The 15,781-nt window shown below is 42.3% G+C and carries 9 protein-coding genes; all 9 read left to right on the top strand.

Annotated elements, in window-relative coordinates; genetic code table 11:
• The first annotated feature begins 379 nt into the window (after nt 1–379).
• Nucleotides 380–1,630, top strand: coding sequence for an imidazolonepropionase (gene hutI, locus AC060N_RS11760; RefSeq protein WP_479523965.1), 1,251 nt, complete (start codon nt 380–382; stop codon nt 1,628–1,630).
• Nucleotides 1,631–1,710: 80 nt separating this feature from the next.
• Nucleotides 1,711–3,399, top strand: a complete 1,689-nt coding sequence (gene ftcD, locus AC060N_RS11755) for a glutamate formimidoyltransferase (protein ID WP_479523964.1) — start codon at nt 1,711–1,713, stop codon at nt 3,397–3,399.
• Nucleotides 3,400–3,887: 488 nt separating this feature from the next.
• Nucleotides 3,888–7,136, top strand: a complete 3,249-nt coding sequence (locus tag AC060N_RS11750) for a SusC/RagA family TonB-linked outer membrane protein (RefSeq protein WP_479523963.1) — start codon at nt 3,888–3,890, stop codon at nt 7,134–7,136.
• A gap of 12 nt (nt 7,137–7,148) precedes the next feature.
• Complete coding sequence (locus AC060N_RS11745) at nt 7,149–8,636, top strand: SusD/RagB family nutrient-binding outer membrane lipoprotein (RefSeq protein WP_479523962.1); 1,488 nt, start codon at nt 7,149–7,151, stop codon at nt 8,634–8,636.
• A 28-nt stretch (nt 8,637–8,664) separates the two neighbouring features.
• Nucleotides 8,665–9,375: a BT_2262 family domain-containing protein gene (locus AC060N_RS11740; RefSeq protein WP_479523961.1), complete on the top strand. Its 711-nt coding sequence runs from the start codon at nt 8,665–8,667 to the stop codon at nt 9,373–9,375.
• A 69-nt stretch (nt 9,376–9,444) separates the two neighbouring features.
• Nucleotides 9,445–9,918 (top strand): lipid-binding protein, encoded by a 474-nt coding sequence (locus AC060N_RS11735; protein WP_479523960.1) that lies wholly within the window; start codon nt 9,445–9,447, stop codon nt 9,916–9,918.
• Nucleotides 9,919–10,456: 538 nt separating this feature from the next.
• Nucleotides 10,457–13,438 carry a SusC/RagA family TonB-linked outer membrane protein gene (locus AC060N_RS11730; RefSeq protein WP_479523959.1) on the top strand — a complete coding sequence of 994 codons (2,982 nt, stop codon included), beginning with the start codon at nt 10,457–10,459 and terminating at the stop codon, nt 13,436–13,438.
• Between the two features lie 18 nt (nt 13,439–13,456).
• Nucleotides 13,457–14,866: a RagB/SusD family nutrient uptake outer membrane protein gene (locus AC060N_RS11725; protein ID WP_479523958.1), complete on the top strand. Its 1,410-nt coding sequence runs from the start codon at nt 13,457–13,459 to the stop codon at nt 14,864–14,866.
• A gap of 21 nt (nt 14,867–14,887) precedes the next feature.
• On the top strand, nt 14,888–15,751 hold the full coding sequence (locus tag AC060N_RS11720; RefSeq protein WP_463237846.1) for a hypothetical protein: 864 nt from the start codon (nt 14,888–14,890) through the stop codon (nt 15,749–15,751).
• Nucleotides 15,752–15,781: the final 30 nt, after the last annotated feature.

Here is a 15,781-nt window from a genome sequence, read left to right as displayed (position 1 = left end):
GTTGAATTTTTAAAGGGATAAAAAAATTAAAGTTTTATGCCTGATAAGTCTCATTTTTTATCCGCGTTTCCTTAAATTTATTTATTACTATTAAACTTTCGTACTGATTAAGCAGTATGGAGTTTATGAAATTGGCTGGCCTGAATAAACTTATTCTGTTACTACCTGGGATGGTATTCCCGTTTGTTTCAGAAATTAAGTCATGGAGTCGGTACTGAAAAATGTATAGATGCAATGCACGGATTGAGTCTGGATTCTGTTGGAAGAGAATCATGGTCCATTGATTTTCCGGGTATGAAAAGTTGGTGAAAAAGGAAAAACTCCCAATTGGATATCGATTTTGTTGATGGATTTTCAGGGAGCTAAAAAAAATTAGCAGATGAAAGTATTGTTGGTAAATATCAAGGAGCTGGTGCAGGTAGAAGAAGAACCCAAACTCTGGGTTGCCGGAAAAGATATGGCAAAAGTCCATACCATTCAGGATGCTTTTCTTTTGATGCGCGATGAGATGATTGTTGACTTTGGTCCGATGGATGAGTTGAGCACGCACGATCTGGATAATTATGATGTGTTGATGGAAATAGATTGCACCGGAAGAATGGTTTTTCCGTCTTTTTGCGATTCGCACACACATTTGGTTTACCCGACAAGTCGTGAACAGGAATTTGTCGATAAGATAAAAGGTCTTTCATATGAAGAGATCGCGCGAAGAGGGGGCGGTATTCTGAACTCAGCCCGACGTTTGCACGAAATGAGTGAGGACGAGCTTTGCACTTCAGCTCTTGGGAGAATATCAGAGATTATATATAAAGGGACCGGAGCTGTCGAAATTAAGAGTGGGTACGGTTTGAACCCGGAGGATGAAATCAAAATGCTGCGCGTTATTCGCCGGTTAAAAGAGTCTACTCCGCTGGCTATTAAGTCGACTTTCCTGGGGGCACATTCCATTCCAATGGAATACCGGGATAATCCGTCCGTTTATGTCGATCAGATTATCAATGAAATGTTGCCACGCATAGCGGAAGAGGAGCTGGCTGACTATATCGACGTATTCTGCGACACCGGCTTTTTCTCGGTAGCCGATACCGAGAGAATACTGGAAGCCGGAGCAGAATATGGTCTTCTGCCCAAAATACATGCAAATGAGTTAGGCCTTACCGGTGGAGTACAGGTTGGTGTGAAAAATAAGGCGCTTTCAGTCGATCACCTCGAATACTTGGGGGATGATGAAATAAATGTTCTTAAACATTCACATACCATGCCTACCATTTTGCCCGGGGCTGCCTTTTTCCTCGATTTACCCCTTTCGCCGGCGCGAAAGCTTATAGACTCAGGACTTCCGGTAGCATTGGCCACCGATTTCAATCCCGGTTCTTCCCCTTCCGGCGACATGAAATTCATGCAGTCGCTGGGATGCATCCGTTACAAGATGCTTCCGGAAGAGGTAATTAACGCTACCACAATTAATTCCGCCTATGCAATGGGCATTAGCGACGGCTATGGAAGTATTGCCCGCGGCAAGGCGGCCAATGTTTTCATCACCAGGGAAATTCCTTCATATCAGTATTTTCCGTACGCATACAATTCCGAACTTATAGAGACGGTAATCCTAAGGGGCGAGATTCAGTGAAGCGTGAGAAAGATGTGAATTATCATAGTATTCCCAATTAAACACTTCTATTTTGTAGTGCCTAAAAAAATGAGAGTTCTATGACAAAACGGATTATCGAATGCGTTCCCAATTTTTCAGAGGGACGTAATTTGTCTGTTATCAAAAAAATTACGGATACAATTGAGTTGGTAAAAGGTGTGAAGTTGCTGGATGTCGATCCGGGACATGCCACCAATCGTACCGTTGTCACATTTGTAGGAGAGCCTGAACTGGTCATTGAAGCGGCCTTTCAAGCCATTAAAAAAGCTGCCGAACTAATCGATATGTCGAAACATTCGGGCGAGCACCCGCGCTTTGGTGCTACCGATGTTTGTCCGTTGGTACCCGTAGCGGGAATATCAATGGAAGAGACAATAGAATATGCCCGTCAACTGGGTAAACGAGTAGGAGATGAGTTGGGAATCCCGGTTTATGCCTATGAATTTGCCGCGTTTACTGAAGAACGAAAAAGTTTGGCATTTTGCCGTTCGGGAGAATACGAGGCTTTGCGTGACAAGTTGAAACGCCCTGAATGGAAACCTGACTTCGGTCCTGCCGCCTTTGTTCCAAAGACTGGTGCCATTGCCATCGGTGCCCGCAATTTTCTGGTTGCCTATAATATTAACCTGAATACGACATCGACGCGACGTGCCAATGCCATTGCTTTCGATGTTCGCGAAGCCGGACGAGTAAAGCGGGAAGGTAATCCCGTAACCGGAAAAATGGTAAAAGACGAAAACGGCGAGCCGGTTCGTATTCCGGGTACGTTGAAAAAGGTTCGGGCAATCGGATGGTATATTGAAGAATACGGAATTGCCCAGATTTCGATGAACCTAACTGATTTAACTGTTACACCGGTTCATGTAGCATTCGATGAAGTTTGCCGAAGTGCAGAATCACGTGGTATCAGAGTAACAGGATCGGAGTTGGTGGGAATAATGCCACTGAAGTACATTCTCGACGCCGGTAAATATTTCCTGCGAAAGCAAAATCGTTCGACCGGTATCCCGGAAAGGGAAATCATCAAAATAGCTGTCAAATCATTAGGTCTTGACGAACTTCAACCGTTTGATCCGGATAAAAAAATCATTGAGTACATGCTTGATGATAAGGAAGATAAGAAGCTGGTTGATTTAACGGCCCGCGGCTTTGCTGAAGAAACCGCTTCTGAGAGTATTGCTCCGGGTGGCGGTTCGGTATCGGCGTATGTCGGAGCGTTGGGAGCGTCATTGGCTACCATGGTGGCTAACCTCTCGGCTCACAAACGTGGCTGGGATGAGCGCTGGGAAGAATTTTCCGAATGGGCAGAGAAAGGCATGGAGATTCAGGAGCGATTGCTGAAACTGGTCGATGAAGATACGCAGGCTTTCAATAATATTATGGCCGCTTTCGGTATGCCGAAAGGATCGGATGACGAAAAAGCAGCACGTACGGAAGCCATTCAGGCTGCCACGCTCAATGCGATGGAAGTTCCGCTTTCGGTCATGGAAACCTCGCTGGCATCGTTTGATGTAATCCGTGCCATGGTAGAGAAAGGGAATCCTAACTCGGTCACCGATGCAGGTGTTGGCGCATTGTGTGCCCGTACTGCCGTTCTTGGTGCCTGGATGAATGTGCGAATCAATGCTTCCGGTTTAACCGACGAAATGAAGAAGAAAGAGTTGCTGGCGAAGGGCGAGGAGATAGCCAACCAGGCTGTTGCCATGGAGAAGGAAATTGTCAGCATGGTCGAAACAAAGATGGGTTAAACCATGAGGTTTTAAGGGAAACTACAGTTTGAGCTGTCATCTATGCCTTACTGCATAAATGTTAATTTATGTTACCAAACTGTAAACTTTCGACGGCCGATATTGAAGCACATTGGGTTGAGCTATTTATAGTGAAAGCAAATTGCGCGAAAACTCTCTTTTTGTAAACGATTTGAAATAAAAGCGTTAAAAATACTTAAACCAAGGTTTTATCATATGAACATACTTGCGATTATCAATAAAATCAAATTTATGATTACAGGTGTGGATAGCAAAGGCCGTGGTTTGTTTTAAATTCTTTTTATTTTTGTTCCTCTGGTGAAAAAATGCCAAAGGATTATAATACTTATTGTATTAAGTTTATTGTGTGTGATTGTTGCCCTACTTCCAAATTTATTAGGGTTTGTATGTAATTTAAAGTGAATCTTATAGTGGCTTGGTGTGAGGCCGCTATGGGGATTTGTTTTATTAATCTAAAAATTTAATCTATGAAAAACTTTGCGCTGTTACTTACAGTATTAGCAATCAGTTTGCAGTCTCTTTGGGCGCAAACGGGGGAAATATCGGGTGTGGTCACTTCTGCCGACGACGGAAGTACCATTCCCGGTGTTTCAGTTTCAGTCAAGGGTACCACATTAGGTACGATTACCAATATTGATGGTAAGTACACACTTAATGTACCCAAGGATGCCAAAACATTGGTGTTTTCATTTGTTGGTATGCAAACACAAGAGGTGCCGATCACTGGAAGCACGGTCAATGTTGTAATGAAATCCGAAACGGTTGGTATCAACGAGGTTGTTGTAACCGCTCTCGGAATTAAGAAAAGTGAAAAATCAATTGGTTACGCCTCCACTACCGTGAATAACGATGATTTAATAAAAGAACGTAACACAGACGTTACTAGTTCGTTGTCTGGAAAAGTGGCCGGCTTGCAGGTCCAGAACTCTTCTTCAGATCCCGGTACCGCATCGACTGTAACGATTCGAGGTTTTGGTTCAATTAACGGAAGTAACGCGCCTCTCTATGTTGTAGATGGCGTTCCGTTACAGAACAATTCACTTAATCTTGATGCTCTTAATAAATCAGGACAGGTAATGAGTATCGGAGGTATCTCCAATATTTCAGCTGATGATATTGCGTCAATTACCGTATTGAAAGGTGCAGCGGCGACAGCGCTGTATGGTAGCCGGGCATCTAACGGGGTTATTTTGGTAACCACCAAACAGGGAAGCAAAGGTAAGGATGGAAGAAACTTCTCTGTTACGTATGACGGAGGTTTGCAGGCTCGTCAGATTTCCTTGCTTCCTAAAATGCAGAATGAATGGGGACAAGGATGGAATGGAAACCAGACTTATATTGAGAACGGTTCGTGGGGACCCCGCCTGGATGGTTCTCGCCAGGTTTATGGCCCTATCTGGAACAATCAGCAATTGATTCACAATTATTCTGCACAGAAGAATAATATCAAGGACTTTTTTGATATTGGTTGGTCTCAGAAACATAATATCTCGTTAAGTGGAGTTTCAGCCGACGGAAAAGTTAATTACTATGCTTCCTATTCCAATTCGCACGATAATGGTGTTATGCCATCAGATGCTGATTTGTACAAAAGAAATACCATTGCGTTTCGTTCATCATATGAAGGCGCTGATTGGTTCAAGGTTTCATCTTCTGTGAATTTTGCCAGAAAAAAGACTGATTTGGTAAGTACCTATCAGGGAGTTTCTGTAATTGATGGTTTGTATGAGTTCCCACGTGATATTTCACTGGTTGATAAGAAAGACCTGTCAAGTCCGTTCAATACTCCGGAAGCCTATTTCACTCCTTACGGAATTACCAACCCGTATTGGTCGATTGCCAATAATTATAACCATATGGATTCTAAGCAAATCCATGGCAAGTTGCAAGCGGATATCAATCTGTCAAAAGCACTGACCCTGACATATCGTTTCGGTTTTGATTATACGGATTATGATTCCAAAATTGGTACCCCCGAAATTGCTCTGGATGATGCTCTGATCAATAATGACTACGGTTATGCACCGAGCAACATGAATCAGACTGGTAATGTATATGCCCGTTATGGACGTTCCTATGAATTGAACCATGACTTCCTGGCTAATTACAGCCAGAAATTCGGTGAATTCTCTGTAGATGCACACGTTGGTATGAATATCAATGAGCGGGCTTCAACTTTAATGGCAGGACAAACCGACGGATTGACCTTTTATACCGGATTCTGGGATTTAAGCAATGGTGCTACCAAATCACTCCTGACCGAATCACAGACTAAACGCCGGTTGGTTGGTGCATTGGGTGATGCTACTTTGGGGTATAAGGATATGCTATTCCTTGAAGTTTCTGCTCGTAACGACTGGTCTTCCACGCTGCCTATCGGGAATAACAGCTATTTCTATCCCGGAGCAACCCTGAGCTGGGTATTCACCGAAATGTTACCCAAAAACAGCGTATTGTCATTCGGTAAGGTTCGACTGGCTTACGGTAAGACCGGTAATGATGCCAGTCCGTATTATACCAGTACCCGTTATTTGCAGGCTTATGCAGACGGATATTATGGCAATGATATCGCAAGTTTTCCGATGAACGGAACGAATTCTTTCCTTGCGTCCGTTATTGCTCCAAGTACAAATCTAAAACCAGAAATGACAACGGAGACCGAGTTTGGATTGAATTTGAAATTCTTCCAAAACCGCATTGGAATTGACGCAGCTTACTATGATCGGAAAACATCTGATCAAATCTTCACGCTGCCGGTTGATCCATCTACCGGTTTCAGCAGGTTTGTAACGAACTTTGGTGATGTTCAGAATAAAGGTGTTGAATTGTTGCTGAATACCACTCCTGTTAAAGCCCGGAATTTCCGTTGGGATTTAGATGTGAACTTTGCACTCAACCGGAACAAGGTATTGTCTGTGCCGCCCAGTCTGGAAGGTGGAAAAGTAACCATCTATAACTTTTCTGCCGGGAACGATGCTGTCTATATGTATGCTGAGCAAGGTAAGGCAATTGGTGAATATTACACCTATTTACCTCAGTACGTTACCGATAAGAGTAGTCAGTATTATGGTGATCTGATTGTCGATTCAGCTGGTCAGCCGGTTCTGACGAAGGAAGTGGAAGACACCGGGTTGAACATGAACCACAAATGGACTGGCGGGGTTACCACGAGTATTACGGCCTGGGGGGTTTCTCTGAGTGCCAGCCTCGACGTTCGCTATGGTGGTTCTATGTTCTCACGTACGAAAAACCTGATGCAGTTTACCGGAAATGGAATCGTGACGACTTACAACGATCGCAAACCATTTGTTATTCCTAATTCGGCACAGGAAGTAACTGATGCTGATGGTAATGTTACCGGTTATACTGAAAATAGTACAGCACTGAAGCTGCCGGATGGAAGTTACCAGGACTATTTCAATTTGTATGGATATGGACAGGGCGGATTGGCCTATATGGTTGATCGCACTTTTGCCAAACTGCGGAATATTACACTTTCGTATACTTTGCCAAAAAAATGGGTTAGAGCAACTCAATTGAGTAATATATCAGTCTCGGCATTTGTTAATAATGCATTTATTTGGACTGCAAAAGATAACTACTACATTGACCCTGAGTCAAGTACTACAGGTTCGGATTTGCGAGGTCAGTTCGGGGAACTGTATGTGAATCCAGCAAACCGTATTTATGGTTTTAACCTTAGTATAAAATATTAATATCGGAGATTTATGAAAAAGATAATATTCATATTTGCAATTGTTCTACTGGGGCTTACTTCTTGTGATAATTACCTGGATATCAATACGGATCCCAATTCACCATCAGAAAGTAATGTTACTCCCGGTATGATCTTTCCTGGCGCCGAAATGAACCTGGCTGCCAGCTATGGAGACTACTTCCGTATCACGGGTGGTTATCTCGCACAGCAGTATGCTCAGGATTTTGGAACGAGTAACTACTTAGACTATTCTCAATTCGCTGTTTCCGCAACACGCTCAAGCGGAGACTATACGCAGTTATTTTCACACACACTCAAAAACCTGCAAACGGTACGTGACCAGGCACAGGCTTCAGAAGAGTGGGGAACTTATTTGGCAGCAACTACTTTGCGTGCGTTTACTTACCAGGTGTTAGTGGATGCTTATGGTAGCGTACCTTATACCGAGGCACTCGACCTGAATAATCTTACTCCGAAGTATGATGATGGTTTGACCATTTATCAGGGAATTCTTGGTGAACTGAATGATGCATTGTCCAAAGTTTCTTCTTCAGATGTAGTTTGCACCAACATGTTGTTTGGAACTACCTCTGTCGATGAGTGGATTAAGTTTGCAAATGCATTGAAATTGAAAATTCTTATGCGCATGAGTGATGTACAGGATGTACAGGCTGATTTAGCGAGCCTCATTCAGGAAAATAATTTCCCGACATCAAATGTAGCATGGTCTGGTATATGGGCAGATGAAACCGGGAAAGCCAACCCGTTCTACCAGGAAGAATTTGCATCCTATTTTGGTTCAACACAGGTGAACGTCGTTGGTAATATTGCCTATCTGCAAACCTTGAAATCAACTGACGATGCCCGGTTAAGTAAATATTATGAGACCAATGCAGATGGAAAATACCAGGGAGGTGTTTCCGGAACAAACTTCGGTGGTTCTCCATTCGGATCCAGTGATTTTTGTCGTCCGGTCGCTTCATATGATATGCCGGTTAACTTGATTACGGTTTCGGAAATCGAATTCTTCAAGGCAGAATATTATGCCCGTTATGGTTCTTCGGCCGATGCTGAAACGCATTACAAGGCTGCTATTGATGCATCGTTTGCTGATGCCGGACTTAGCGCTGCTGATGCTGCTGATGTCTATACCAACCAATATCCATGGGATAACAGCAAGTACAAAGAGTTGATTGGTATGCAGAAGTGGATTGCTTTGGGAGGAACCAATAACTTTGAAGCATGGTGTGAGATGCGTCGTCTCAAGTATCCGGAGTTCGGAACCATTACCGGAGCAGATATTTACAACGAGACAACCTATGATTATACTCCTGAGGTTTATCAGCCCGGTACACTCTATACTCCGATTAAGTACAATACGAAACTTGGAGCTGATAAAATTCTGCAACGTTTCAGATATGCAGAAAGTTCAACCAGCCGTAATAACAATGCTCCTGCCAATGAGGGAGATGGAACACCGGTATTCTGGGCGAAATAAAATATGAATGATTTAAATTTCGAATACGATGAAAAATAAAATATTGATCTTAGTAGTGGCATCAATGCTTGCAATTGTTGGTTTTTCAGGTTGTAAGGATGTTACCACTGCAGGCGTTACCGATATTACATATTATCCGACATTGACCATTCTGGGTGATCCGGTAGTCATTGTGGATAAAGGAGCCAATTATCAGGATGCCGGAGCCGAAGCCATGCTTAACGGTGAAGACGTTTCCGATCAGATCGTCACTACTTCAACAGTGGATACGAGTACACCCGGGATCTATTCAGTTACATACAAGATTACGAATGCTGATGGTATCTCAAGAAGTGGGTCACGTACTGTTTATGTTGCTGATCCAACACCTTCCATTATTTCATCAGGTATACATACGATCGGTGAAGGAACCTATCGTCTCTGGCTTTCTAGCGGCAAAATCGTGAATTTCAGTGGATATAATATTGTTATTCTGCAGACTGAGCCTGGCAAATTTTATATTACCGACTTTATGGGAGGCTATTATGATCAGCATGCAGGATATGGTCCTCAATATGCCATGAATGGGTATTTTCAGCTGAATGCTGATAATACAATTACTCCACTGAGTAGCCATGTGCCGGCTTGGGGTGACTCAATGGACGGCATGTCTGCTAGTGCAGTCGATCCCGCAACTGGCCAAATTACTTACACGATGGATTATGCAGGATTGATGACATTCAACATTATTATTAACTAAAAAATTGTTGATATAGATATGAAAAAAATATTATTATATACAGCGGTGCTGGTTGCAAGTGTCCTTTTTATGACTTCGTGTGAGAAGGATCAAATTGGCGGCACAGCAACTCAAGAGATGGCTGGTGATTGGTATGTGACAGCCGTAGCTGTTGACTCAGTTGGCAATGTGGTATATACTGATGATGAGTTGTTTGGCTTAGGTCACTTCCATCTTGATACGTATAATACATCTTCCAATAGCTCCACCGAGATGTGGATCAATGACAACGGAACTTTATGGGATTTTAAGACCAAAATGAATATCGATCTTAATGCGCAGACATTCCAGGCAATCGACGCCCAAAATGAAGCGTATGATTCGAAGTTGACTATCACAAATGGTCAGATTCTGTATGGTGCTGCGACTACACCAAGTGGAATGCCGGCAGACAGCATTGTGTTTAATGTATCGTTTAACGACGACACTTATCCTGCGCAGTATGGATATAAAGAGTATCGTGTTGCCGGATATCGCTATACTGGATTTACAAAAGACAACTAAGCAATAAAGGCTTGGGGGACTTACAAGCTGAAATCCTCTGTTTAGTAATTAAACAGTTCGTGTTTTTTTAAAACGGTGATAGGTCCTCTATAAACTTTATTTAGACTTATTTTAGAAAGCCTCTGTAGGTTTTATCCTTGCAGGGGCTCTTTTTTATTTCAACTATAGTGTTGGTGGCGGTTTATAATGGCGGAGCTTCCACGAAACAGATGGAAATTTGAAGCTTACTAACACATTTTAACACATAAAAATTGAAGATATGTTAATAAGCATATCTTTAAGAATAAGGCTCAAGGGCTCTCTGGATTCAGAGAGCCTTTTTGTTTTATATGTCAGTATATCAATGCGGTGAGTAATGTTAAGCTGATCGCGAAATGGGCATTGAATTGTAATCAAAAAGGAGGATTGGCAGACAATCTTACTCTTAACTAAAGAAAAAAAATGTTAATTTTCATTAAAAAATATTTTTTTTATATTTTTAACCGTCTATGTAAAATAACTGGCTTCACGACTACTTAACCTTTTAATACAATTATTTATGAAAAAACTTGTGCTATTACTTGCATTCTTTGCATTTATTGGAATGGAGGTATTGTATGCGCAGTCCCGAACGATTACCGGAAAGGTAATTAATGCAGAGGATGGCTCGTCAATACCTGGTGTTTCAGTAAGCGTTAAAGGTACAACGCTAGGAATTATTACTGACATGGAAGGTCGGTATACATTGAAAGTTCCTGAATCCGCAGAGGCTTTAATCTTCTCCTTTGTTGGAATGAGGACACAGGAAGTACCAATTACGAGCGACCGAATTGACATTCAAATGGAACCAGATGTAGTTGGTGTTGACGAAGTCGTTGTCGTTGCTTATGGTACACAACGAAAAGAAGCAAAAACCGGAGCGGTTGATGTTGTTAGTTCCTCGCAGTTGGAAGATGTTCCTGTAAGTTCTGCGGAGAAACTCCTGCAGGGTAAAGTAGCAGGTGTGCAGATCAATAGTGGATCTGGACTACCTGGCTCCGGCACTCAATTGCGGATTAGGGGGTACAGTTCTATTAATGCAGGTAAAGAACCGCTGTATGTTATTGACGGTGTCCCTGTTGTGAATGGAGATTATTCCTTAACTAATAACACGAACAACGTATTAGCCTCACTAAATCCTAATAACATTGAGTCTATCACGGTGCTTAAGGATGCAGCGGCAGCCTCTATTTACGGATCACGGGCAGCAAATGGGGTAGTCCTGATTACAACAAAAACAGGTAAGGCTGGGCGAACAGTTTTCAAGTTAAATGCTCAATATGGTTTTTCACAAAAAACCAACGATTCAAATTTCCGCTTTATGAATCCAGAGGAGATCTGGACTTATATGAGAGATGCGGTAAGAAATATCGGACAAGATCCCGATAATCCTGCTTTGGCAAATTCAAATTTGTACTTCCCAAAATCTCTATTAGGAGGAGAGTTGACGAATTGGTGGAATGAAGTTTTCCGAACAGGTATTAATCAGAAATATGAGTTGTCTGCTTCCGGCGGTGATGAAAAAACTCGTTTCCGGATATCCGGTGAATACTATAACACTCAGGGTATTCAGATTGGTTCAGGGATGGAACGAATCAGTATGCAGATAAACCTGGATCATAAAATTTCTGAGAAGGCTACCATTGGTCTTCGATCTTTCGGTGCATACAAATACGTCAAAGATCAGGCCAATGATCTTGCTTATGCTAACCCTTTCTGGGCTGCTTCGTCTTTGTTGCCATGGGAAAATGCTTATAATCCTGATGGTACTTTCAATTGGGACTTGCCGTCAAATAATAATTCTAACCCTTTAGGTAACGTAGCATTAAACCAGCAATGGAATAAGGATCATCACTATTTCGCATCGTTGTATTTTACGTATCAAATTATTCCTGGTCTGGAATTCAAAACCCAGAACTCACATGATTATTTGACTAACCAGGGAAGGATTTATTGGAACCCTGAAACTCCAGATGGTGAAAACTATGATGGTTACGTGTATGAGGCGGTTAACCAAAACCGTACCTTGACTACAACGAATACTCTTCGTTACAATAATGTATTTGGAGAGAAACATAGCGTTGATGCATTAGTAGGGTACGAGGTAACCGATAATAAATATTACGCATATACCATGGAAGGAGGCGGTGCGAGTGCAGATCTTCCTTATCTGTCAAATGTATCAAAAGACAAGGATATTGGTTATAGTTTGAGCAGCTGGGCTTTTCAGTCTTTTATTGGAAAACTGGACTATAATTTTGATCAAAGGTATTTCCTCTCGCTTAGTGCACGTAGGGACGGAAGTTCACGCTTTGGTGAGAATAACAGATGGGCTACGTTCTGGTCTGTTGGTGGAAGTTGGAACGCACACAACGAAGGGTTCATGGATGGGCTCAGTTGGGTTAACGTTGCCAAATTGAGAGGAAGTTATGGTATCTCAGGTAATGCGGCCATCGGAAATTACGAATCTTATGGTGTTTATGGTTCACGTACGTATAACGGTCTGGGTGGTTTGGCTCCAAATCAATTAGCCAATCCAGATTTGACATGGGAAGACAATACATCGATGAATATTGGACTGGATCTTACATTGTTCGAGCGTTTTAATGCAACTGTCGATTATTATGATCGTAAAACCTCGAATATGTTGCTCTCTGTACCTTTATCGAGAACCACTGGATTTACGAGTATTTCGCAAAACGTCGGTTCGTTAACAAACAAAGGTTTGGAAGTTGCTGCTGATTATGACGTAGTAAAAGCCCCATTTAAATGGAACCTTGGATTTAATATTTCTTTCAATAAAGTACAGATTACCGATTTAGCTGGTCAGGAGGAAATTGCAGATGGTTGGTGGCGTCGTTATCGCGTTGGTGGAAAAGGATTCTCCGAGTATTATGTGTACGATTATGCAGGTGTGAATCCGGTCGACGGAAATGCGTTGTGGTATGATGAGGCTGGTAAAATCACGGAAAATGCTGCTGATGCAAGACGAGTTTATAAAGGAAAGGTTGACCCTGACTTCTTCGGTGGTTTCACTAGTTCATTTTCCTGGAAAGGATTCACAGTTGATGCGTACTTTAACTTTTCTTATGGAAACTCGGTTTATATCATGGAGAGAAGGTATATCGACTCTGATGGTTATAACTGGGGTAGCATTCAAAGTGCCAATCTGCTTCCCTATTGGAGAGAACCTGGAGACTTGGTGCCTAATCCAAAACCAATCCCTAACAATACCTCAGATTCCAATGCATGGGGTACGTCTAGATTTTTGGAAGACGGCTCCTTCCTTAGGTTTAAAAGCCTAACAGTTTCATATAATATTCCAAAAGAATGGGTTGCAAAGGCTAAACTAAATAGCGCACGTATTTATATGAACGCTGTTAACCTTTATGCTTGGGATGATGTAAGTTATTGGGATCCAGAAAGAGATGTTACCGGCGGCGGATATGCGACATACCCAAATCCTCGTACCATAACTTTTGGTGTAGACCTTGGTTTTTAATCTTAAAATAAATACCAAATGAAAAGAAATAAGATATTATTATATACACTGCTTGCCTTGGGTCTTTTGGTTTCCTCTTGTGAGGATATCATTGATAAAAAACCACCCTTGGAGCTCGACAATGGCAAAGTATTGTCAACTTATGACGGGCTGGTGCAAGCGACCAATGCAGCATACTCCACGTTGTATGATAATAATTGGTATGGAGCAGAATTTATTCTGGATGCTGATCTTAAAGGGGGAAATACTAAATCAAGTCCTCTAAACACAGGGCGTTACCAAACCGAATATAACTGGGGGAATAATGCCTCTAATACAGCTGGGCTCTGGAATCCTGCCTATGTAACGATTGCAGCAGCTAATAATGTACTAAATTCAATCGACGAGCTGGATGAAGCCGGAGTAACACAGGATCAGAAAGATCAACTAAAAGGTGAATGTCTTTTCCTTAGGGGGCTTGGTCACTTTGATTTGGTGAGGATGTACGCGCAGCCATACACTTATCAGGGTGGTGAAACCCCTGGTGTTCCTATTGTGCTCGAAACGAAAATAGATTTGCCGGCCCGTAATACTGTAAAGGAAGTTTATACTCAGGTTGTGGCTGACTTGAAAGCCGCAGAAGGATTAATGAATGAAGACCGGGGAATATCCTCCGGAGCTGCTGATCCCAAAGCCTTTGCTAATATATATGCAGTGCAGGCACTCCTTGCACGGGTTTATCTTTATATGGGGGATTGGAATAATGCTGCCGCATATGCGACTAAAGTAATCGGTAGCGGAAAGTTTCAGATGTATACGGCCGATGAATATCCTCTTGTATGGGGTACCAATGCAGCAAGCGAAGTGATATTCGAGGTTTATGGTAATCTGACCGAATCTGATTGGCCTGGTCTCGAGGAAGTTGGATATCTGTATAATCCAGAAGGCTACGGTGATATTTGTGTTTCACAGGAGCTAGTTGATATGTTTGAACCTGGCGATGTACGGGGACAGTTTTTTGTGTCATCCGACAAAGCTGCAGGTTATCTATGGCCTGGTAAGTTTCCTGGGAAAGGTAATGATGCAGTCAATAACATTCCTGTACTTCGTTTATCTGAAATGTATCTTATTCGTGCCGAAGCAGTACTCAATGGCGCATCAGGTAATGCAAAGAATGATATTAATATGATTCGCAGCAATCGCGGAGCATCTGAGCTACCAGCGGTATTCTTGACTGATGTTTACAAAGAGAGACGTTTAGAACTCTGTTTTGAGGGACATCAACTTTGGGATTTATCCCGTACAGGTCGCTCCTTAGAGCGGGTGAATGAAGATGGTAAAATTTCTGGACCAGTCAATGTGGACTTTCCGAGTTATTTATGGGCAATGCCTATACCTGTTTATGAGTTGGAAGCAAATAAGAACATGGTTCAGAATGAGGGCTATTAATGAATTAAAATCCTTCGTATAATGAAAAAATTATTAAATATCATATTAGTTACATTCGCCGGAGTTCTGTTATTCAGCTCTTGCGATATTAACGATCCAATTGTGTTTAAACAAGAGGATGCTTTTGTTGCTTTCCCATCATCAAGTGGTGTGGTTAGTGAACAAGGTGCGGTTATCGCTATACCGGTGATGGTTACGGCTGTACCAGGGTCTCCTGCTGTAACGGTGGATTTTGAGTTCTCGGCAGAAGGACTTGATAACCCGGCTGTTGAGGGGGTCGATTTTGAAATCTTAAACGAATCAAAAACACTAAGCTATCCCAATGGATGGGGGTATGACACCATTAGGGTGAAAACTATTGATAATAGTGATTTTACAGGTAACAAGAGTGTCAATATCTTGCTAAGCAGCAATTCGCAAGGTTATAGCACCGGAGCGAACGATCAATATACTTTGACAGTCAAAGATGATGAGCATCCTTTAGGTAAGTGGATTGGTACATTCTCAGTTGAAGCCAAGAGTTACGGTAGTCCCGGTGCCTGGGATGAAGCCTGGACGGTCACATCAGAACCCGATCCGGCAGATGTCAGTAAGTTAATCCTTACCGGTATTGCATACGGAAACCTTCCCATTTCCGCTACGGTTGATTTGGATGCAATGACGATTACTATTGCAGCCGGGGCAGATGTTGGTGATGGTTATGGTTACGGTAATATCTTACTCTATGTCGGCGACGAAAATCTGAATTTAAATAAGAGCGTGCCAATTGTTGGTGAAATATCGGATGATGGCTCTATACACATTGACTTCTTGGGTGAAGCAATGACTGGAGATTATGATGGTTATGTCTGGGACGTATTCGATACATACTGGACCCTACAGTAAATGAAATAAAATTACTCCGACAGGTTTTCC

This window comes from Prolixibacter sp. DSM 2831, from assembly GCF_056493735.1.
Note: the sequence above shows the minus strand (reverse complement) of the source record. Positions and strands in the feature narration are given on the sequence as shown.